Origin of the sequence: Halothiobacillus sp., assembly GCF_028710545.1 — a bacterium.
In the GTDB taxonomy this organism is placed as follows: Bacteria; Pseudomonadota; Gammaproteobacteria; order Halothiobacillales; family Halothiobacillaceae; genus Halothiobacillus.
In genome coordinates, this window is record NZ_JAQTTX010000005.1 from 17,486 (window position 1) to 38,537 (window position 21,052).

Consider the following 21,052-nt stretch of genomic DNA (forward strand, 5'->3'; position numbering starts at 1 on the left):
CGGGATCAAGGTTTTCACGGTCAGGGTGCATCCTTTCACCCCGTGCATCGTCCTCTCTACACAAGACAAACCAAAACTCCTGGAGGTTTCCATGCTCACCTATGATGTGACGCTTGACCGTGTCGATGTGCATGGCGCGCAGGCGCGTTGCAAAGACGCATGTATCGCCATCGATTCGGCGCTCGACGGCCGCCTGGATGCGTTCAATCCCGCCGAGTTGCTGCTCGCCGCGGTGGGCGCGTGCATGCTCAAGAACATCGAGCGCGTTGCGCCCATTCTCAAATTCCAATACCACGGGGTACACATCGCCGTGCATGGCGAGCGGCAGGACGCGCCGCCGAAGATGGCGCGCATCGCTTACCGCATCGTCGTCGATACCGACGAAGACGATCACCGCCTCGCTCTGCTGCACCGCAATCTGCGGCAGTACGGCACCGTCTACAACACCGTCACTGGCGGCACGCAACTGGAAGGCACGATTGAGCGCGGAACGCGAACATCCCTGCAACCGGGAGATTACAATCCATGTTAAAACTCGCAGCTTTGCGCCTTTTGCCTTTGCGTCGCATCGCGTTGATGCTGGCGTGTCTGGCCACGACGACCATTGCCGTGGCGCAATCACCGGTCAATGACCCACCCGTTTCTGCCGCCACCAACCTTGGATCAGTGCTCCAAACGATCAGCGAGCGTTCACCCGATGTGCTCGCCGCGCGGGCGGGCCGTGCGCAAGCCGATGCGCTGGTGCAACAGGCGCGCGCGGCCTGGTTCGGCAAGGTCGATGCCTATGCACTATCGCAGCATTTTAATGATCCACGCCTCACGCGGCCGATCACCCAGCCGCCGAATGTCGCAAACTATCCATTTTCCTCCGACCAGTTTGGCTACGGTGTCAATGCCCAGCTTCCGATCGACATCAGTGGTCAGATTGCCGCCGAGGTGGATGCGGCGCGCGCGCGTGCCGCCGGTGCGCAGTGGAGCGCCGAGGATGTACGGCTGCGTGCGCTGTTGCAAGGCGCCACCCTTTTCCGCAATCTCCAGGCGCTGGCCGGGCAGCGGCAGGCGCTGGACAAGCAGTTGCAGGCGCTCAAAAAGAGTGAGCGCGTAGCCGAGACCGGGCTGAAGGTGGGTAACATCGCCCGCGTCAATCTGCTACGGGTGCAGGCGGCGGTGGCGGCGGTGCAGGCGCAGATCGCCGGGGTGGACGGACAGGATCGCAAGGCGCGCGCGCAGCTCGCCGCACTCATGGGTGTGTCCGACTTTAAAGCAGCCGTGCCTGTGCCCGACAGCGGCCCTGCGCAAGTTCCGGCCAATCCCGATTTGCCTGCGCCCGCCATTCAGGCCGCGCAGAGCGCATTTGAGGCCAGCCAAGACAAGGTACGCGCAGCAGAGCGCGCCATGCTGCCGCAGTTCGCTGTGACCGGTGGATGGAATCACAATGCGGTTCAGTGGAACACGCAACCGGTTGATACCTGGCAGATCAACCTGGGCGTGACCCTGAATCTATGGTCCGGTGGTGCACAGAAAAGCGCGATCGATGCCGCACAAGCAACGGCAATTCAATCTCAACAACAACTCAAGGCCGCGCAAGACAATATCCGCGCCGCGCGGGACGGCGCGGTGGCCTTGTGGAGTGCGCAGGATCAGTCGTGGCGTGCCGCCGAATCGGGCTTGCGCGCTGCCGCCGAGAGCGCCCGCATCGAACAGGATCGCTTCAAGAACGGCCTCGGTTCGGCCACCGATCTGATCACCGCCGAAGCCGCGCTGGCTTCGGCCCGTGCCAGCGTCGCTGGCGCTCTTTCCGGCTGGTGGCAGGCCGATGACGCCCTGCGCTACGCCTATGGCGAGCCGCCCGCCGCACTACAAGCCGTCGATTCCACCTCTTCGAGCACCCAGCCATGAACACATCCGTCAAATCCTCCGCCGCAACACCTAAGCGCAAACCCTGGTACTTGCTGCCCATCCCCATCCTGCTGATTGCAGGCGGGTTGTGGCTGCACTTTCACCGTCTGCATCAGGCCGATGCCAGCCCGCCCGCCGTCGCCACGCCTTGGGCGGTGCAAACCGGCGCAGTCCAGCACGGCACCGTGGCCGCGAGCTTGCAAAGCGTGGCCACCGTCGAAGCGCCCAACACCATCACGCTGGCGCCGCAGATTCAGGGCACTGTGACCTTCATCGGCCCGCGCGCCGGGGTGGCGGTCAAGCGTGGGGAGCTCTTGGTGCGTATCGACGCGCGGCAGATCGAGAGCAATATCGGGGCGCTCTCGCAACAACGCATCGCTGCCCGCGCCAACGCCGACTATGCCGCCAAACAGCAGGCACGCATCGACGCGGTGCTGGCCGAAGGCGGGGTGAGCCAGGCGCAGGCCGATCAGGCCCGCACTGCCACCGACGCCGCCCGCGCTTCGGTGCAGGCGCTATCCGATCAGATCACCGCGCTGCAAGTGCAACTCGGTTACGCCGAGCTGCGCGCACCCGAGGACGCAGTGGTGGCGCAGCGACTGGTCGAGGTGGGCGACACCGCCGCACCCGGCAAACCGGTGTATCAACTCACCGCTGGAAAGGGTGCCATCGTGCGCGTGAGCCTGCCTTCCGACCAGCTCACACAGGTGAAGGTGGGCGATACCTTGCGCCTTGCCCAAGGCGGGCAGACACTGGATCTGCCCATCACCCGTATCGCCCCAGCAGTCAACGCGGCAGGATTGGGCACGGTCGAGGCCGATGCGACCAGCAGCCCGTTCGGCCTGCCCAGTGGCAGCAGCGTGGCGGCAAGCATCGAACTGCACTCACAAGCCGCTGCGACACTGACCGTGCCAGTGGCCGCGGTAATCGGCAGTGGCGAACAGGCGCATGTGCTGGCGTTCACGCCGGGCGCCCAGGCGGGCGAGCCGGGGCGGTTGCGCATCGTGCCGGTCAAGGTCTTGCAGGAAGGCGCGAACCGCGCCGCGGTCAGCGGGTCGCTTAAGCCCGGTGAGTCGGTGGTGATCGGCCAGACGGCCGTGCTGGCGCAGATGCGCGACGGCGACGCGGCGGTAACGACTGCGGTGTCCACGGCGGCGGCAGCGGGAGCGGCGCAATGAACTTCATGCAACGTCTGCTCGGCAGGCCGCATGCCATTATCGCCATCGCCCTGCTGGTGGTGGTCGCGGGTATCGCGGCGTACTTCACCATGCCGATGAACCTGTTCCCGGACAGCAACCGGCCGATGATCACCGTGGTCACGCAATGGCCGGGCGCCGAGGCCAGCGATGTGGAACAGGACATTACCCACCCGATCGAAACCCAACTCTCCGCCATCGACGGCGTGCGTCGCGTCACCTCGGTGTCGCGCGACCAGGTCTCAGCGGTGACGGTGGAATTCGAATACGGCAACGACATCAACATCGCAGCGACCAAGGTGCTCACCGAGCTCAAGCGGGTCGAGTCCAGCCTGCCCGGGGGCTCGCGCGCGCCGGTAATCTTCCGCATCACCAACGCGGCGCAGCCGGTCACTGTGCTGGCGCTCACTCCGGCGCCGCAGTCCAACCTCGGTTTGAGCGAGGTGCGACGCATTGCCGAAAACCAGTTACGCGACCGGCTGCTGCGCATTCCCGGCGTGGCCGAGGTCGAGGTGTTCGGCGGGCATGAACGGCAGGCGCAGGTCGATCTCGACCGCAGTGCGCTCGCCGCGCATCACCTGAACGTGACACAAGTGGCCGCGGCACTGGCGGCGAGCAATATCACCGCGCCGCAAGGACTGGTGCACCGTGACGGCTATCGCTTTTTGCTCACGCTCAACAGCCTGGCGCACAACCCGCAGCAACTGGCTGAGGTGCAGGTGCCGGTACCGGGCGGCGGTTTTGTGCGCGTTGGCGATCTGGGCAAGGTGGGCTGGGGCGATGCCGATCCGACCTCGCTGTACCGCGGCAACGGCAAGGAAGCTATCGCGGTCTCCTTGCTGCGCGGCGACAACGGCTATGCCGCGACCACCGCGCGCGCCATCGACGCCGAACTGCCCAAGATCGAGGCGCAGTTCCCGATGCTCCACATCGCGCAGTCCGACGGCCAGTTGCGTCTGATTGATCTCACCGTGGACAACATGCTCGCCGCACTGCGCGACGCGCTGATCATGACCGTGTTCGTGATCCTGCTGTTCCTCGCCGACACCCGTGCTGCCTTCATCACCGCGCTGTCGCTCCCGTTCACCTATCTGCTCACCTTTTTGGTGATGAAGCTCATCGGCTACGAGTTCGACATGATCACCCTCACCGCCATCATCATCGCGGTGGGGCTGCTGGCGGACGATGCCATCGTGGTGATCGAAAACATCGAGCGGCGCATGCGCGAGCACGGCGAATCGGGGTTTGCGGTGGCGGCCAATGGCACGCAGGAAGTGATGCTGGCGGTGCTCTCCGGCACGCTGGCCAACGCCGTGGTGCTGCTGCCCATCGTGTTCATCGGCGGCTTCGTGCAGACGGTGCTGCGGCCGCTGTCGGTGAGCCTGATGGTGGCGCTGGCAGCCTCGTTCATCGTCGCGGTGACCATCATTCCGCTGCTCACGCCCTGGCTGCTCAAGCCCGGCGCGCGCGATCCGTTGCGCAAGCCGCTGTCCTACTTCGACCGCTGGGTCATTCAACCGCTCAAGCGCTTTTATGCCGCCACGGTGGGCTGGGCACTGGAACATCCCAAGCGCGTGCTGTTCATCGCCTTGGTGCTTACGGCCGTTTCGCTCAAGCAGTTGCCGGTGGTCGGCCGCGAACTCATGCCGCTGATGGACTCCGGCATCACCCAGATCAGCTTCGAGGCGCAGCCCGACACCGATGCCGCGCAGATGCAGCACATCGCCAAGCAGGTCGACGCCGCGATTCGCGCCTCGGTCAAACCGGACTGGCTGCTTTCCACTTCCACCGTGGTCGGCGCCGAGCCGCAGGACAAATCCTTCGGTGCGGCGCGCATTTTTTCGCAGGGCATGACCACGGTGAACCTGGTCGACCGCTTCCACCGCAACGAGACGATCTTTGACATCAACAAGGCCATCCAGGCGCGCGTGCGCGCCATTCCCGGCGTGCTCAATGCCAATGCCGTGGTCTATGGCGCCACGCCCCTGTCGTCGATTCGCGGCACGGTGGATCTGATGGTCAGCGGCCCCGACTGGCGGGTGCTCGACCAGATCGCCGGCGAGCTTGAGCAGCGTCTCGCCAAGGTCGGCGGGCTGACCGGCTTCGAGCGCTCCTGGCAGGGCGATTCCAAACGGCTGCAGCTCGACGTGGACGCGGCCAAGGCGTCGAGCTACGGTCTGACGCCCGGCGCCATCGCCCAGCAGGTCGCCGCGCAGGTCAACGGCATCCCCGGTGGCAGCCTGCGGGTCGAAGGCGAAAACAGCATTCCGGTGTGGGTACGGCTGCGGACTGACGAACGCTCCAGTCCGGCGGCGATTGCGGCGCTCAACCTCACCACGCCGAGCGGCGCCATCGTGCCGCTGGCACAGGTGGCCACGGTCAAGACCGTTTATGCGCCCACGTCTTATACCCACCAGAACCTGGTGCGCACGGTGGATGTGATCGGTTACCGCCGCAATATCGCAGTGACCGCACTCGACCAGCATGTGACCGAAGCGCTCAAGGGCCTGCAACTGCCGCGCGGCTACACGATCTCGGACGAAGGTGAAATGAAGGAAATGAATGAATCCTTCACCCGACTTGGGCAGTCGCTGGCATTCGGCATCGTGCTGCTGGCCGTGGTGCTGGTGATTGCGTTCCGCTCCTTCATCACGCCGATCGCCATCCTGGTGACCCTGCCGTTGGCGGTGATCGGTGCCGCCTGGGCGATGCTCATTGCCGACAAGCACGGCTGCATGCCCTCATTCATGGGGCTGATCCTGCTCATGGGCATCATCGTCAAAAACGGCATTCTACTGGTGGACTTCGCACAGGAGGCGCTGGGCCGTGGCGTGCCGCTCAAGCAGGCCATTCTGCAAGCGGTCGATCTGCGCACCCGACCGATTCTGATGACCGCCACCGCCGCCGCGGTGGGCATGATCCCGGTAGCCTTCGAATGGGCGGTGGGGCTGGAACGGCTGTCGCCGCTTGCCGTGGTGGCCATCGGTGGGCTGATCGTCGGCACCTTCCTCACCCTGCTGATCGTGCCGGTGCTGCTGTTCCTGCTGCTCAAGCGGCGCTATCCCGAAACGAAGGCAGCACCGGCTGCCACAAGTTCCACATGACCTGACCACAAGGAGATACTCATGACCACCTCAAAACACCATGTCGTCGTACTCGGCGGCAACTTCGCCGGCCTTGCCAGCGCGCAGAAAATCCGTGAATACGCGGGCGACAGTGTCGATATCACCCTGATCGACCGCAAGGACTATCTGTTGTTCGTGCCCAACATTCCCACCGACGTGATGGAAAACCGCGATCCGCAACTGCGTCAAAGAATGCAGTTACGTCCGGTACTGCACGATGATGACATTGCATTCATCCAGGCCCAGGTCCAGCAGGTTGACATCGAGACAAAAACCGTCACGTTTCACCCGACCGAGCGGCCCGGTGAGGAATGCGACGTGCTGCACTACGACTACCTCGTGATCGCCATGGGCGCACACCTCACCTATGACCGAATCCCCGGTTTTGCCGAACACGGTCACACTGTGTCCGATCTGTTCCACGGCGAGCGTTTGCGCCAATACCTGCATGAAGGCGGCTACCAGGGCGGCCCAATCGTGATCGGCTCGGCGCATTTCCACCAGGGCGACGGCGCCGAAGGCCTCGAACCCTACCCCGGCGGCAGCATCCCCCATGCGCACGCGGCCTGCGAAGGCCCGATCATGGAGCTGACGACGGCGCTGGCAAGCTGGCTCACCACCTCAGGCAAGGGCAAGCCGGACAAGATCACGGTGTTCACGCCCGAAGAGGAGCTGATCGCGGCCGATGCCGGCGAGAACAATGTGCGGCACTTCCTCAAGTTGATCGATGGCATGGGCATCCACTACCGCAAGAACATGCCCGATATCGCCCGGCTCACCGCCGAGGGCGTGGAGTTCCAGGGCGGCGAGACGATCGAGGCGGAACTCAAGATCATCCTGCCCGACTGGGTCGCGCATGACTGCCTGCGCGACCTGCCGATCTGCGACAGCATGGGGTTCATCAAGACCAATCTTCTGATGCGCAACCCGGAGCATCCGGAAATTTTCGCGGCCGGCGACTGTGCGGCGGTGACCATGCCGAAGATCGGCGGCATCGGCCATCAGGAAGCCGAGATCGTCGGGCGGCAGATCGCGCTCGACATGGGCCGCATGGATGCCGAAGAGGCGAATCAGCCGCTGCAGCCGGTCACCTTCTGCATCGGCGACATGGGCGAGGGCAAGGCCTTCTATGTGCGCGCCAACACTTGGTTCGGCGGCCAGGATGAAGTGTTGAAAATAGGCCGCGTGCCCTATCGGCTCAAGATGAGCTACCGCGACCTGTTCTTCCTGACGCATGGCAAGGTTCCCGGCTTCGGCCTGAGCTTGGCGCAATTCGCAGCTGAAAAGGTGTTCTGATGGGCGTTTATGATTACAACCAGAGGATAATGAAATGACGGATACACAACTACTGACACAAGCCGAACGCCAGGGGCTGGCCGATGCGCTGGATGACGAACACAAGTCGCATGAAACCTATGCACAGGTGATCCACGACTTCGGCGAAGTGCGCCCGTTTATCAATATCGTTGAAGCGGAAGCGCGGCATATCGAAGCCTTGCTGGCGTTGTTCGATCGCTATGGCGCAGCACCGCCGGAGAATCGCTGGGCGGGCAAGGCGCCGCGCTACGACAGCGTGCACGCGGCATGCCTTGCCAGCGTGCAGGGCGAGATCGAGAACGTTGAACTGTACGACCGGCTACTGCAAAGCACCCAGAGGGCGGACATTCTCAACGTATACCAGTCGTTGCGCGCGGCTTCGCAGGATCGCCATCTGCCCGCTTTTCAACGCTGCGCCGAGCGGGAACGGCGGTGATGGACGCAGGCACCACACTCGCTCCGGAATCTCACCTTGTCTCTCGCATCGGCTGGCTGAGGGCAGCGGTGCTCGGCGCCAATGATGGCATCGTCTCGACCGCCAGCCTGATTGTCGGGGTTGCAGCGGCGGCGACATCGTCGTCCGAAGTGCTGGTGGCAGGGGTCGCGGCGCTGGTCGCCGGAATCGGCGCCTTGGTCGGCACCGCCGTGTAATGTCATGATGAAATCGATAAATAACCATGACTAAGCAGGGCAGGACAATCTCGACCCGCGTCGTGCAGCGCCTGACCACTTTGCTGCCCTGGCTGCCGTGGTTGATTCCGTTGATGCTCGCGCCCCTGCTTATCGGCTGGGCATGGAAAGTGATCGCTCCGGCTGGATTCAGCCAGTGGCGTGAGGAGTTGATGTTCGCCTATCTCATGTACATCGTCATCGTGCGTTTCGCGCTGCTCGATGTGATGCTTTTCTATGTGGCCCACAAGCGCCGTTCCATGCATCTTGACCTGTTGCGTTTGGTATTCCTGTATCTGGAAGTTACGGCGTTTACCTTGTTGTTCTTTGCGCTGATGTACCTGCAATTCGACGTGTTCGACCTGTTTGCCTACAACGGCAAGGGCGTATTCGCCCACAGCGATACCCTTCAGGCGCACCCCTTTCGGGTGTCTTTGTATATCTCGGTCGCCCTGTTCACTACCTTGGGCATCGGCGACTGGGTACCGCAAACGCTCAACGCCATGATGGCGGCCGGTATTGAAGCCATTCTCGGTTTTATTCAGGGCGGCGTGTTCTTTGCCGTTTTGATCTACGCACACCAGGACAAGCGCCAAGATTCGGGATCATCGGCGCAATAACATCCCTATTTCGCTATCAAGTGAGGAATACCCCATGAATGTCAACACGCAATATGACCTGCTCATTGTTGGCGGCGGACCGGGCGGCACCCCCGCCGCCATGGCGCTGGCTCAGGCCGGCAAACGGGTGCTGCTGGTAGAGGCCGGGCGCGGTCTGGGCGGTACCTGTCTGTTCGAGGGCTGTATTCCCTCGAAGATTTTCCGCGAGACCGCGGCGCGCCGCCGTGAACTCAAGCAGGCGGGCGAATTCGGCCTGTCTGCGGCGGGCATGGATAGCGGCGATATTGACTGGAGTACGGTGCAGGCCCGCAAGAACCAAATCCTCAGCGGCCGGGCGCAAGGCGCACTGGCCAAGGCCAAGCAACTGCCGGGGCTGGAAGTCACTTTCGGGCGCGCCCGCCTCACAGGACCACGCACGGCGCTGATCGAGTCGGGCGGTGAACGCCGTGAGGTCGGTTTTATCAACGCCATTCTCGCCACCGGATCGGTGGCTTCACGCTTGCCGATTCCGGGTGCGGAGCTACCCGGCGTGCTCGACTCCGAGGGCCTGATCGAAATCGGTTTTATCCCGGAATCGCTGGTGTTGATCGGCGGCGGCCCCATCGGCGTGGAAATGGCGCAGATATTCCACATGCTCGGCAGCCGTGTGACCATCCTGGAAGCCGCGCCGCGCATTCTCGGGCCGGTGGACGCCGTGCTCGCCGAGTTACTCGCCGAACGCCTGCGGGCGGACGGTATCGAGGTACAGACCAGCGTATCGGTCGAAGCCATCGAGGGCGAGGAATGCCGCCATAGTGTCCGATACACGCTCGCTGGACAGACGCACATCGTCGAGGCACAGGTGGTGGCCATCGTCGCCGGACGCCATCCCAATGTTGATGGCCTGGGCCTGGAAACCACCGCAGTGCGCCACGACCGCCACGGCGTCAAGGTCGATGCCATGCTGCAAACCGACGAACCCGGCATCTACGCCACCGGCGACCTGGTGGGCAACCCCATGTTCGCCCACTGGGCCACCGCGCAGGCGCAAGCTGTCGCCCGCCATCTGCTCGGCGCGCCGACGGTCTTTCCGGAGCCCGCACACAACAGCGCGGTGATCTTCTCCTACCCTGAGCTCGGCATGGCCGGGCTCACCGAAGACGCCGCCCGCGCCGCCGGGTTTGATGTAGCGGTCGCCGAATACGACTACCGAATCGACGCCCGCGCGCAGATCAGCGGCGACGCCTTTGGCCGCCTGCGTATCGTCTACCGGCGCGACGACCGCCGCATCGTCGGCATCCATGCGCTGGTCGAGGGTGCGGCCGACCTGATGGGTGAGGCGGCACTGGCCGTGCGCCATGGCCTGACAATAGAACAGCTCGCCGGCGCGATTCATCCGCACCCGACCCTGACCGAAGCCTTCGGTCTGGCGGCGCTCGGCGCACGCTGATTCATGCCGATGCGTGGCGTTTGCAGTCCACCTTCGAGTGGGTTTTCCAAACATAATCGACGTGACGCATCCTTTTCCCCGGCAGTGCGTCTTCATCAATGAGAGACACACTCAATTCCTACGATGGAGAACCTGCCTCATGCCTCCGATACCCTTTGACGACTACCTGCGCCGCTTCGATTATGACGAGCGGCTTGCCATGAAGATCGGCCTGGAGGAACTGCTCGACAGCTATGCCAAAGGCGAGATCCAGCTGATCGATATCCGTTTTCGCGAGGAACATGCCGCCTGGTCGGTCGGCATGGGTCAGCACATTCCGCTGAACGAACTGCCCGACCGCCTGAACGAGCTCGACCGCGCCAAGACCATCGTGACCATGTGCCCGCACTACGACCGCGCCGAGATCGCGCGCCTCTTCCTCACCCTGCAAGGCTACCGCTCGCGCTACTTCACCGGCGGTATGCTCAAGCTGGTCGATTACCTGCGCGGCGACAATGCCCGCGATTATCTCAAACGCATTGGCCCCCTAACGGGAAGCTCAAACTGATGGATGCACTCGACACCTTGGCACGCAAGACCGTTCCCGCCGCCATGGGCGAGGCCCGTATCGGCCTCGATGACTTCATCACCGCCTACAACGAGAGCCGCTGCGAACTGCTCGACATTCGCGTGCCGGAAGAAACCGCCGTCTGGCAATTCAGTTTCGGTCTGCGCATTCCGGCCAACGAACTGCCCGACCGGCTGGACGAGCTACCGAGCGACACGCTGCTGGTGGTGGCCTGCCCCATGTCGGATCGCTCCAACATGGCGCGCAGTTACCTCGCCGCCAAGGGCTTTGAAGCCAAGTACCTGGCCGGCGGACTGCTGGGACTTGCAGATCGGCTCAAGGGCGGCGCGGCCAAGACCTTGAAGCTGCGCACATGACCGAACTGTTGCTGCAGGACGGCTTGTATTTTCTGATCACGTTCGTGCTGGCGACGCTGTTCGCCATGGGCGGCGTGGGTTCGTCCGTCGCTTTGGTGCCGGTGCTGTCCATGCTCGGCATGCCCCTGAATCTGGCCAAGGCGATCGGGTTGTTCGTCAATTCCGCCTCCACCATCACCGCCTCGGTGATGAACTTTCGACGTGGCGTGCTCGATGTGCGCTTCACGCTGCCGCTGATACTCTCGGTTACGCTCGCCACCCCGGTCGGCGCGGCGCTGAGCCGCTATGTGCCGGAGCACATTGTGCAGTGGGTTCTGGTCATCTTTCTGATCGTCAGCGCCGGATTGCTGATTTTCAGAAAACGTGAAGCCAAAGTTGTTTATAACCGGGTTTGGATCATGCTGCTGCTCGGTGCGTCCGTGGGTATCGTCTCGGGTTTAATCGGCGTCGGCGGCGGCATGCCGATCCTCGCCGTACTGATCTTGCTCGGTTTCGAGCCGAAGAAGGTCGCTTACGCAGTCAGCTTTGTGATTCCGTTCTCGACGCTAGCCGGGTTTTTCACCTACCTTAGTTTCGTGCACATGGACTGGCTGCTGCTCGGCGTGGTCAGCATCGCGGCCATCCTCGGCGGGTATCTGGGCGGGCGCATCATGCATTACCGGCTCGATGCCGCTCAGGTAAAAAAACTCATCGCCGGATTGTTATTGTTACTCGCGGGCAAGATGATCTGGAGCCTGTTACCTTGAACCATCTCCGCACAATTCCACCCATGAAATCGGGGGCTCTCGTCAGCCTTATGCAAAGCTGGCAGCGGTAGGCATTCAGATGGAATTTGAGCAAACCCCTCGGCCAGAGACACGTTTGATTTATTCGGGGATTTATTAAAACCAATGTCTGATTCTTTTAACGAACAAGCAGTTATCGATCAACTTTATACCTCGCATCTTTTTCAGGGCATGAAGCGTACCGATGTGCAGAGCATCCTGGCACAGATGCATCGCAAGCACTGGCCAAGGCACGCGCAGGTCATGCCAGCGACCATGACGAAAACGAATTTCTATATCTTATTGACCGGGCGGGTACGTGTCGAAGCGGAACATCCAGAGAGCGGGCGTGCCATTACATTGTTCCTGCTTGGGCCGGGCGAAGGCCATAACCTAATCACACTGCTGGACGGCAAACCTCATCAAGTGATCGCAGAAACACTCGATGAAGTACAGGCACTTTGTGCACCGATTACCAGCTGGCAAACCTGGATGCGCACCTATCCGGCTTTACACCAGGCCGCCATGCGCTGCGCCGGAATGCGACTGCGTGAGTTGGCCGACCTGGTGGAAGATCTGGCACTTCACGACACGTCCGCGCGCCTCGCCCATCTGCTGCTGCGTCATTTAGGGAGCCTCTACACGAATCGATGGCACCTCTGGCTGACGGGTTTGTTCGCAATCAAGGCGGCGACTCGAAGCCATGCTCATTGCATGGCGAGAGGCGGTAACGCCGAGTGCGGACAAACCCGCCAGCCCCGTCAGGGCGGGTCGCCAATGGCCCAACTGCCGCGTTGCGCCACTTGCGAATGGTGACGGCCATTCCCTGCGTGCCGCGCCTTGCATTTGCACCCTTGGCGATCCCGCAGAGGCGCCATCGATTCGTGCAGAGGCTCCCTAGACGACAATGAAAACACAGATCACCGACTCCATGGACTGGTGCACGAGGATATTGCCCGTCTGATCGGCAGCGTGCGCGTGGTCGTCAACCGTCTGCTCAATCGCTTCAAACATGAGGGGATTATTCACACTGAGGCCGGGAATATCCGGCTGGCCGATCTCGAACGCTTACAGGAAAAAGCCGAACGTCGTCTCCATCGAGGTTAAGGCGTACATCATTGATCTTTATCAGGGTCTGTAACCTTGGTTACATCCGAGATGGTTATTCTCATTCATACTCCAACACGTGTTGATGTTTGAATTGTTTATATCCATGGTATCGATAGGGAATTTTGGCGTTATTCTGATGTCTCCCTACACAGCCCGAGAGACATGCACTTCTTGCTTCGTGCGGAAGTATTACGTGAACGCCCCTGCCGCCCTGTGCCGGATGATTTCTTTTGTTGAGAGGTTTCTTGAGTCAAATGGAATTCAATAGCTGCCTGTCACAATTCAGATCAAAGCGTTTGCTTGCAAGACGCCTGAGGAGTTGAGATTGAATACTGAGCCCGCCAGAGAATTCGCCAAACTTATCCACGAGTACGCTTTTCTCGGACAAGTAGGCCACACGCTTTGCTGTAGCCATACCCTGCTTCTGGCGCGTGCCTTCGGTGATCTGTTATCGCCCGAAGGGGATGCCACTTTTGCCATTGGATACGATATCCGGGAATCATCACTTTCTCTGGCGGAGGCCGTCAGCTTAGGGCTGCGCTCCGGTGGTCATCATGTCGTCCACATAGGCGCGTGCACAACGCCGTTTCTGGAGTGGTACACCGCCCAAAACAGTTTGCGCGGTGGCGTCATGATTACAGGCCACTGTGCACCGAAAGGGTGGAATGGCATGCGCCTGTATGGATCCGGTGGCCAGCCCGTATCCGCCACCTCTGTCCTTGACTCCATGAAGATTACGGATCTTGACAGGTTATTTTCAAGACACTGCAACCCGGTACTGCACCATGATTACCCGTTGGCGGCCTATGCGGCTTGCTTGCGACAGCGATTACACCCTGAGCAGCAAATCAAGCTCTGCATTAATGTCAGCGATGGTCCGGCAAAAAATGAGTTCAAGGCACTGGTGGCTCATTATCAGCAATTGCGTTTTTGGTACATTGGCTCCGGGCTGGATTCCACACAGATCAATGACCCGTTTGCCAAACAATCGCAAGCCAAACTTGCAGACAGCGTGATCAGTAAAGGCTGTCATCTGGGAGCAGCCATGGATGCCGACGGTGATCGACTGGCAGTGACTGACGATCACGGTGCGCCGGTCGAGCCGCATATCCTGGGCGTTCTTTTGGCTCAGGCACTGGCCAAACGTCATCCCGGCCTTCGCGTATGGCACGACAGCAATGTTTCCCCGGATGTCCTGCGGGTGCTTAAGCAGACAGGCATGCAAACACAGGTTGCAGACGGCGGACCTCACGCCGCCTGGACATCACTCCACGATGGTCAACCCGGTTTTTATCTCAACGGCGTGGGGCAATACGCGTTCAGTGAATTTCCTGGAACAGCGAATGCCTTGCTGGCCCTGATCGAGCTGATCAATCATTTGTCGGAAAGTAGATTGAGTCTTTCGGCGCTGATCAAAACCATCAAGAAACAAAGCACCGATGGATAAGCGTCGATGCCGACAGCGTAATTTCTTTTTTCGCACTTAACACGCGATATCACAATAAGGACATCCGGGATGAGTATCTACCAGCGCATTATTGTTCCCGTGGATCTGGATGGCGACCTACTAACCAAAACCAACCTATGTACCGCCATCGCGCTGGCGCAAGATCAGAAAGCCACACTTAAAATAATTACGGTGGTAGATGAAGCCATCACGGGATTGAACGGTGAGTTCGGCTGGACCGACCCGGCCACCCTCGATGCAAACATGCGTGACGATGCGCAACGCCAACTCGATAGCGCCGCCCGAAAGATCAACGACCAGAACATCAATGACCATAATCTTATGGCCGAAGCCGAAGTGATCGAGGCGCCCGATGGCCACATTGCGCGACACATCGAAGCGGCGGCCCTCGCATGGCGGGCTGATTTGATCGTTATCGGCACACGCGGGCTTCACGGGCTGGCACGCTGGACGTATGGCCTGTCAAGCCACACCAGCGAAGACCTGCTGCGGGTGGCACGCCTGCCACTGCTTGTAGTTCCCGATTCAGCGCCCGATTCAAAAGCAAAGGATGCATCGGATGATTGATAACTACAAAGACCATGCCGCCAACGAACGGACTTACCTCGCATGGATCCGTACGGCTGTTTCACTGATGGCCTTCGGTTTTGTGATTGAAAAATTCAATCTGTTCCTGCACTACATGAGCACCGTCACAAAACTTAACGCTGCAAGCCTGCCCGGCGTTCATGCTGAAAATGCAGGCATGTTGCTGATTGTGGTCGGCTTGTTGATCACCGGCATATCAACCTGGAATTTCCTGAGAAACCGATACCTGATAGACAGTGCGAATCATCTGTTCTATCGAGGCACATGGAGCGCCGTTTCACTCGGCATTATCGTCGCATTGATGGGGTTGTTTCTCGTTTACTACCTCATTCGTGAGTCCCTATGAACCCGGAGCATCCCATCCGCCCCGACAGCCCTTTGCCACCGGGTGCCACACGGATCGCAGATGGTGTCAATTTCAATAAATTTCCTGCCCGAATCACCAGCCGGTTCCCCATTTTGCCATCTCAGCCAGCGACTCGCAGAATGTGCCTCCAAGAGCGAAACAGGACACTAAACGCCGCCCAGCTTATCGGTGAAATCGGTATCGCCGTTGCCACAGGACTGACGGCACACGACCTGGCTGCATTCTGCGACCAGCACCCCATGGCCAGCGAGGGCATCTCCAAGGCCGCCCGCACTTTGTTTTAACCCACGGAGCATCACATCATGTCAATGACAAACAAATTAGATGAAATCAAAAACTTAACTTCGGATTTACTCAAGCAGTATCCAAGTGAGACCAACGCCTTCATGAACTTCATGAACAAAGCGGAAGGCGGCCCGATACTGGACATGCGTATCAAGGAGTTGATCAATGTGGCCCTGGCCGTGGCCGCTCAATGCGAATGGTGCATCGCCCTGCATGTCAAACACGCGCTCGATGCCGGCGCCACCCGCGATGAGGTCATGAGCGCGGGTTTCATGGCTGTAGTCATGCACGGTGGCCCCGCATTGATGTATCTCATCCCGCTGAGAAAAGCACTGGATGAGTTTGAAACGGGAAAATAAACCGGAGATCCGGCATCTCATGTAACCGCCTGAATACAGAACACCAGAGGTAACTATGTCAAACATAGAAACACAATTACTTGATGCTCAAGTACATGGATTTGGCCGTTTTACGCTGATCATCGGGCTCGTGTTGATCGTGCTGGGGGCGGTTGGTGTTATGGCACCGGTGATCTTCTCATTTATCACTGCGACACTGTTCGCCTGGCTGCTGATCGTAAGCGGTCTCGTCTGGGCATGGCATGGCTACCAGCATGGCCGAAGCCTGATGGACTGGCTCAAGGCGATACTGCTTCTGACTGTCGGTGTACTCATTCTTTTTCAGCCCGTTATCGGTATTGCATCGATTGCGTTGCTGTTTAGCGCCTATTTCCTGCTGGATGCGTTTGTCAGTTTCTTTTTGTCCAGCAAAACGGCGCAGATGGGTATTCGGATCTGGATGATATTCAATGGCCTGATCGACATCGCGCTGGCTGTTGTGTTTTTACTGAACTGGCCCGATGCTGCGCTCTGGATGGTTGGTCTGTTCGTCGGGATCAGCCTGATATTTGATGGCTGGGCGCTGACCATGATCGGCTGGTCAATACGCCGTCAATCCAAACTCATGTGAGGATCCCGGCATGTCTCAACTTGTTTTACTACGCCATGGCGAATCGGCCTGGAACAAACAGAACCGGTTTACCGGCTGGGTGGATGTTTCGCTCAGCGAGCACGGCATGGCCGAAGCCGCTACAGCCGGAAAATTGCTTCGTGACAGACAATTCGACGTGGTGTTCACCTCCGCTTTATTGCGCGCGCAGGACACAGCGTATGAAGTACTCAAGCACAATCGTCATTGCACACACTACATTCGCATCCACGAGATAGGCAGCCCGCGCTACCGGCTTTACAGCAAATTGTCGGAAGATAAAGGCGAGCTTGTGGTGCATGTTTCCGAAGCACTGAACGAACGCTACTACGGCGATCTGCAAGGACTGAACAAAGACGATGCCCGAACCCGCTTCGGCGCCGATCAGGTTCAGCAATGGCGACGGGGTTACGAAGTACAGCCCCCCGGAGGTGAAAGCCTTGCCATGGCTTCGGCGCGGGTCATGGATTATTACCACAGAGTCATCAAACCGCACCTGCAGGCGGGAGAAAATGTACTGATTCCGGCGCACGGTAATTCGCTGCGCGCGCTGATCATGCACCTTGAAAACATGACACCGGCGCAAATTCTCAACTACGAACTCAAGACGGGAACACCCCACATCTATGAATTCGACCCGCAACTGAACCTCACCGATAAGATCATTCTGGACCCATCGACAACAGACACCACAAAGACAACCCCGGAGGCTTCTTCCCATGGAGCGTGAACTGCACATCCGATTTCTGCGCGACATGTTACGCGCGCGCCGCATGGAAGAACGCATCGCACAGGAATACACGCGTGGCAATATCGGCGGCTTTTTGCATCTCTACCCCGGTGAGGAAGCCGTGGCGATCGGCGTGCTGGCCGCCGCCGAGCCGGGCGACTACATCGTCAGCACCTATCGCGAGCACGTCCACGCTCTGGCCCGGGGCATGCCCATGCGCAGCATCATGGCGGAGCTGTTCGGCAAGCGCGACGGCTGCTCGCGCGGGCTTGGCGGTTCCATGCACCTGTTCGACGCCGAACGGCGCTTTCTCGGCGGTTATGCCATCGTCGGCGAAACCTACCCTGTTGCCATCGGCGCGGCCTACGCGGTGATGCTGCGCGGCCTGCCCGAAGCGGTGATCTGCTTTTTCGGTGACGGCGCAGTCAATCAGGGCACCTTCCACGAGTCGCTCAACATGGCTGCGCTGTGGAAGCTGCCGGTGCTGTTCGTATGCGAAAACAACCACTACCAGATCGGCACGGAAATCCACCGTCACTCGGCAGTCACCGAGGTCTACAAGCGCGCCAGCGCCTATAACATCCCGGCGGCAAGAATCGACGGTATGAATGTAGAAACAGTCAACCGTCACACCCGGGATGCGCTCGCGCGGGTGCGCGCCGGTCAAGGCCCGCAGTTACTCGAATGTGAAACCTACCGCTACCGCGGCCACTCGATGGCTGACCCGGGCAGTTACCGTCCGGCGGTTGAAGTCGCCGCATATGAAGCAGACGACCCGATTGCCGCCGAGATGCGTGATCTTTCCCTGCATTATCCCGATGCCGACACCCTGCACGCACTCGGCCTGGACAGCAGCGAATCGCTCGGTCGACGCTATGTGGAAAACGGCCATCTCGACACCGCCGGGCTGGAGGCGCTCGAAGCCGACATCCGCGCCGAGATCGAGGATGCCGTGGCCTTCGCCTTGGCTTCGCCGGAACCCACGCTGGACGACGCGTGGGGTGCGCTGCGCCCCGGCCTGATTCACGAAACGCTGATCTAAAGGAGCCACGCATGCAAACCCTAAGCTATTGGCAGGCGCTCAACCGCGCACTGGAGGCCGAAATGGCTGCCGACGATGCCGTCATCGTGCTGGGCGAGGATGTCGGCCTGTATGGCGGCACCTACCGGGTTACCGAAGGGCTGTACGCGAAATACGGCGAACGCCGCGTGCTGGATACTCCCATATCCGAAGGCAGCTTTACCGGCCTTGGCGTCGGCGCGGCGATGGCCGGCCTGCGCCCGGTGGTCGAGATCATGACCATCAACTTCGCCCTGCTCGCGCTGGACGCATTGATCAACATGGCAGCCAAGATCCCGTTCATGTCCGGCGGGCAGTTTTCCATGCCGCTGACCGTGCGCATGCCCGGCGGTGTGGCGCACCAGCTCGCCGCGCAACACTCGCAGCGCCTGGAACACACCTTGATGAATGTCGCCGGGCTGCGCATCGTCGTCCCGGCCACGCCGCAGGACGCCTACTGGCAACTGCGTCAGGCAATCCGGGCCGATGATTGCGTCATCGTGCTCGAACATGAACTGCTCAACTTCGATAAGGGGCCGGTGGATGAAACCGCCAAGGCACCGCCGCCGCACCGCGCCACCGTACGCCGCGCGGGCCGTGATCTGACTATCGTCAGTTATTCACGCATGGCCAATCAGGCGCTGGTGGCAGCCGAACAGCTCGCTACAGAAGGCATCGAGGCCGAGGTCATTGACCTGCGCTCACTCAACCCCATCGACTGGGACACCTGCGCCGCCTCGGTGCGCAAGACCGGCCACTTGCTGATCGCCGAGGAAGACAGCCGTTTCGCCGGAGCGGGCGCGGAAATATCAGCCGGTCTCACCGAGCGCTGTTTTCATAGCCTGCACGCCGCGCCCATGCGGGTGGCCGCACTTGACCTGCCAAACCCGTACAACAAGCGGCTGGAACAAACCTGCATTCCACAACCCCCCGACATCGTCGCCGCCGCCCGCGCACTGCTGCGCGACGGCCAGTAAGGAGATCACCGCGTGAACAAGACACCCGTCACCATGCCCTTGTTATCCGACACCATGCAGGCCGGCCGACTCGCGCGCTGGCTCAAGCAACCCGGCGATGCCATCAAGACCGGTGACGTGCTGGCCGAAGTCGAATCCGACAAGGCGATCATGGATGTGGAGGCCTTTACCGACGGCTACCTCGTCGGCCCACTGGCAAAAGCGGACACCGACATCCCGGTCAAAACCACCATTGCCTGGATCAGCGACACGCCACCGAACACGAGCGCCGCCGAATCACTGGACGCCACCCCCGCTATTGCCTCCACTTCAGAATCCGCACAAACGCCTGCGTCAACAAAACCCGAACCCACGCAAGCAGCCAAAGCGTCTGCACCTGCCGCGACCGCCAGGCCGGACGAATCCGCGCCCAAGGCTGTATCACGAGCCTCTGAAGCAGATTCCGCCACGAGCCAAGCCGCCACACCAAGCCCGGTGGTTGCAGCCACTCTGGCCGGGCGCGAAGGCGACAGCGGCATTTCACCCTTCGCTCGTGGCCTGGCAGCCGAACTCGGTGTCGATCTTGACCTGCTCGCCACCCGCGAAGGATCGGTCAACGCCGCAAAGGTGCTGGCTGCCGCGCTCGGATCACAAACGCCACATCTCGAATTCGGCCCGGCGCACCGCATCGCATCGAACGCCCCAGCCCCATGAAAGCGGCCATGGCCGAAAACATGGCGCACAGCGTGAACACGCCCACTTTCCACGTCACCATCGCGGCCGATCTCAAACCTTTGCATGATGCCGCGCATGCCAAACACCAATCGCTCAGTCTGCTACTGGTGCGCGCCTGCGCCCTTGGCATCCACGAACACCCGGACTTCAACGCCTGCTGGACACCGGCCGGGCTGGCGCGACGCGAACGCATCGACATCGCCATTGCCGTTGACACACCCGGTGGCCTGATCACGCCGGTATTGCGCGATACCCTGCGCCCACTGGATGAGTTGGCCGAGGACTGGCGCGAACTCAAGGACAAGCTGGAACATCGGCGTCTCAAACCTGCCGACTACAGCGGCGCGACCTTTTATCTTTCCAACCTCGGCCCGTTCGCCGGTGTTGAACAGTTCGACGCCATCGTGCCATCTGGCGCCGCGGCCATCCTCGCCGTCGCCGCACCATCGCCCGACGGCCTCACCCGGTTGACGCTCAGTTGTGACCATCGTGTCGTCGCCGGCGCCGACGCCGCACGCTTTCTCGCAACGCTGAGCAAGCACCTGGGCGCGGTTGACGCCCTGCAACAGTGAGTGCGCGATGCAAAACGCAACCGCTGACTCCGGGGCGTTGTCGTGAAACGCATTGCCAGCAACGGACTCGGCCGCATCAGCTCGGGCACAGTGATGGCCACCTGCTTACCTATCCGCACCGTCGCTCGGGGAATGGACGATTACCTGACGGAGAAAAAACCTTTATGGCAACGCCCGATGCAACCCGATTCCGATCAGCGCCAGCGGCATACACCGAACTGTGCTGATTTCCGGTAACAAAAACCAGGCCG

Annotated in this window: 25 protein-coding genes and 1 pseudogene; all 26 read left to right on the forward strand. The window is 60.7% G+C overall.

Going from position 1 to position 21,052, the window contains the following annotated elements:
* The first annotated feature begins 91 nt into the window (after nucleotides 1–91).
* The 26 genes and pseudogenes from PHD44_RS01530 to PHD44_RS01655 all read left to right on the forward strand — a co-directional run bounded on the left by PHD44_RS01530 (nucleotide 92) and on the right by PHD44_RS01655 (nucleotide 21,038).
* Nucleotides 92–532, forward strand: a complete 441-nt coding sequence (locus tag PHD44_RS01530; protein ID WP_300187253.1) for an OsmC family protein — start codon at nucleotides 92–94, stop codon at nucleotides 530–532.
* Nucleotides 526–1,899, forward strand: coding sequence for a TolC family protein (locus PHD44_RS01535; RefSeq protein WP_300187256.1), 1,374 nt, complete (start codon nucleotides 526–528; stop codon nucleotides 1,897–1,899). The genes PHD44_RS01530 and PHD44_RS01535 overlap by 7 nt, the downstream gene beginning before the upstream one ends.
* Nucleotides 1,896–3,077, forward strand: coding sequence for an efflux RND transporter periplasmic adaptor subunit (locus PHD44_RS01540; RefSeq protein ID WP_300187259.1), 1,182 nt, complete (start codon nucleotides 1,896–1,898; stop codon nucleotides 3,075–3,077). The genes PHD44_RS01535 and PHD44_RS01540 overlap by 4 nt, the downstream gene beginning before the upstream one ends.
* Nucleotides 3,074–6,199 carry an efflux RND transporter permease subunit gene (locus PHD44_RS01545; protein WP_300187262.1) on the forward strand — a complete coding sequence of 1,042 codons (3,126 nt, stop codon included), beginning with the start codon at nucleotides 3,074–3,076 and terminating at the stop codon, nucleotides 6,197–6,199. The genes PHD44_RS01540 and PHD44_RS01545 overlap by 4 nt, the downstream gene beginning before the upstream one ends.
* Before the next feature lie 21 nt (nucleotides 6,200–6,220).
* Nucleotides 6,221–7,516, forward strand: coding sequence for an FAD-dependent oxidoreductase (locus PHD44_RS01550; protein ID WP_300187265.1), 1,296 nt, complete (start codon nucleotides 6,221–6,223; stop codon nucleotides 7,514–7,516).
* A 34-nt stretch (nucleotides 7,517–7,550) separates the two neighbouring features.
* Nucleotides 7,551–7,973, forward strand: a complete 423-nt coding sequence (locus tag PHD44_RS01555) for a DUF2202 domain-containing protein (RefSeq protein ID WP_300187268.1) — start codon at nucleotides 7,551–7,553, stop codon at nucleotides 7,971–7,973.
* Nucleotides 7,973–8,158 (forward strand): annotated as a pseudogene (locus PHD44_RS01560) (VIT1/CCC1 transporter family protein); the annotation flags it as partial. The gene PHD44_RS01555 and the pseudogene PHD44_RS01560, both read left to right, overlap by 1 nt.
* Nucleotides 8,159–8,214: 56 nt before the next feature.
* On the forward strand, nucleotides 8,215–8,826 hold the full coding sequence (locus PHD44_RS01565) for a hypothetical protein (protein WP_300187274.1): 612 nt from the start codon (nucleotides 8,215–8,217) through the stop codon (nucleotides 8,824–8,826).
* Nucleotides 8,827–8,860: 34 nt separating this feature from the next.
* Nucleotides 8,861–10,255, forward strand: a complete 1,395-nt coding sequence (locus PHD44_RS01570) for an NAD(P)/FAD-dependent oxidoreductase (protein ID WP_300187277.1) — start codon at nucleotides 8,861–8,863, stop codon at nucleotides 10,253–10,255.
* Nucleotides 10,256–10,394: 139 nt separating this feature from the next.
* Nucleotides 10,395–10,802, forward strand: coding sequence for a rhodanese-like domain-containing protein (locus PHD44_RS01575; RefSeq protein ID WP_300187280.1), 408 nt, complete (start codon nucleotides 10,395–10,397; stop codon nucleotides 10,800–10,802).
* On the forward strand, nucleotides 10,802–11,179 hold the full coding sequence (locus PHD44_RS01580) for a hypothetical protein (protein WP_300187283.1): 378 nt from the start codon (nucleotides 10,802–10,804) through the stop codon (nucleotides 11,177–11,179). The genes PHD44_RS01575 and PHD44_RS01580 overlap by 1 nt, the downstream gene beginning before the upstream one ends.
* Nucleotides 11,176–11,925, forward strand: coding sequence for a sulfite exporter TauE/SafE family protein (locus PHD44_RS01585; protein ID WP_300187286.1), 750 nt, complete (start codon nucleotides 11,176–11,178; stop codon nucleotides 11,923–11,925). Before PHD44_RS01580 ends, PHD44_RS01585 begins: the two co-directional genes overlap by 4 nt.
* A gap of 144 nt (nucleotides 11,926–12,069) precedes the next feature.
* Nucleotides 12,070–12,759, forward strand: a complete 690-nt coding sequence (locus PHD44_RS01590; RefSeq protein ID WP_300187289.1) for a Crp/Fnr family transcriptional regulator — start codon at nucleotides 12,070–12,072, stop codon at nucleotides 12,757–12,759.
* Nucleotides 12,760–12,882: 123 nt separating this feature from the next.
* Nucleotides 12,883–13,050, forward strand: coding sequence for a helix-turn-helix domain-containing protein (locus PHD44_RS01595; protein WP_300187291.1), 168 nt, complete (start codon nucleotides 12,883–12,885; stop codon nucleotides 13,048–13,050).
* A gap of 328 nt (nucleotides 13,051–13,378) precedes the next feature.
* On the forward strand, nucleotides 13,379–14,500 hold the full coding sequence (locus PHD44_RS01600) for a hypothetical protein (protein ID WP_300187294.1): 1,122 nt from the start codon (nucleotides 13,379–13,381) through the stop codon (nucleotides 14,498–14,500).
* A 69-nt stretch (nucleotides 14,501–14,569) separates the two neighbouring features.
* Nucleotides 14,570–15,088: a universal stress protein gene (locus PHD44_RS01605; RefSeq protein ID WP_300187297.1), complete on the forward strand. Its 519-nt coding sequence runs from the start codon at nucleotides 14,570–14,572 to the stop codon at nucleotides 15,086–15,088.
* Complete coding sequence (locus PHD44_RS01610; protein ID WP_300187300.1) at nucleotides 15,081–15,455, forward strand: DUF202 domain-containing protein; 375 nt, start codon at nucleotides 15,081–15,083, stop codon at nucleotides 15,453–15,455. The genes PHD44_RS01605 and PHD44_RS01610 overlap by 8 nt, the downstream gene beginning before the upstream one ends.
* A 140-nt stretch (nucleotides 15,456–15,595) precedes the next feature.
* Nucleotides 15,596–15,760, forward strand: coding sequence for a hypothetical protein (locus PHD44_RS01615; RefSeq protein ID WP_300187303.1), 165 nt, complete (start codon nucleotides 15,596–15,598; stop codon nucleotides 15,758–15,760).
* Nucleotides 15,761–15,778: 18 nt separating this feature from the next.
* On the forward strand, nucleotides 15,779–16,120 hold the full coding sequence (locus tag PHD44_RS01620) for a carboxymuconolactone decarboxylase family protein (protein ID WP_300187306.1): 342 nt from the start codon (nucleotides 15,779–15,781) through the stop codon (nucleotides 16,118–16,120).
* A gap of 55 nt (nucleotides 16,121–16,175) precedes the next feature.
* Entirely contained in the window at nucleotides 16,176–16,730 is a 555-nt protein-coding gene (locus tag PHD44_RS01625; protein ID WP_300187309.1) for an HdeD family acid-resistance protein, read from the forward strand.
* Nucleotides 16,731–16,740: 10 nt separating this feature from the next.
* On the forward strand, nucleotides 16,741–17,478 hold the full coding sequence (locus PHD44_RS01630) for a 2,3-bisphosphoglycerate-dependent phosphoglycerate mutase (protein WP_300187312.1): 738 nt from the start codon (nucleotides 16,741–16,743) through the stop codon (nucleotides 17,476–17,478).
* The gene (locus PHD44_RS01635; protein ID WP_300187315.1) at nucleotides 17,468–18,520 is read left to right on the forward strand and encodes a thiamine pyrophosphate-dependent enzyme; all 1,053 of its coding nucleotides are present in this window, start codon (nucleotides 17,468–17,470) and stop codon (nucleotides 18,518–18,520) included. Before PHD44_RS01630 ends, PHD44_RS01635 begins: the two co-directional genes overlap by 11 nt.
* 11 nt (nucleotides 18,521–18,531) lie before the next feature.
* The gene (locus PHD44_RS01640) at nucleotides 18,532–19,515 is read left to right on the forward strand and encodes an alpha-ketoacid dehydrogenase subunit beta (protein ID WP_300187318.1); all 984 of its coding nucleotides are present in this window, start codon (nucleotides 18,532–18,534) and stop codon (nucleotides 19,513–19,515) included.
* A gap of 12 nt (nucleotides 19,516–19,527) precedes the next feature.
* Nucleotides 19,528–20,208 carry a biotin/lipoyl-containing protein gene (locus PHD44_RS01645; RefSeq protein WP_300187321.1) on the forward strand — a complete coding sequence of 227 codons (681 nt, stop codon included), beginning with the start codon at nucleotides 19,528–19,530 and terminating at the stop codon, nucleotides 20,206–20,208.
* Between the two features lie 8 nt (nucleotides 20,209–20,216).
* Nucleotides 20,217–20,801 (forward strand): 2-oxo acid dehydrogenase subunit E2, encoded by a 585-nt coding sequence (locus PHD44_RS01650; protein WP_300187323.1) that lies wholly within the window; start codon nucleotides 20,217–20,219, stop codon nucleotides 20,799–20,801.
* A gap of 42 nt (nucleotides 20,802–20,843) precedes the next feature.
* The gene (locus PHD44_RS01655) at nucleotides 20,844–21,038 is read left to right on the forward strand and encodes a hypothetical protein (protein ID WP_300187325.1); all 195 of its coding nucleotides are present in this window, start codon (nucleotides 20,844–20,846) and stop codon (nucleotides 21,036–21,038) included.
* The last annotated feature ends 14 nt before the right edge of the window (nucleotides 21,039–21,052 follow it).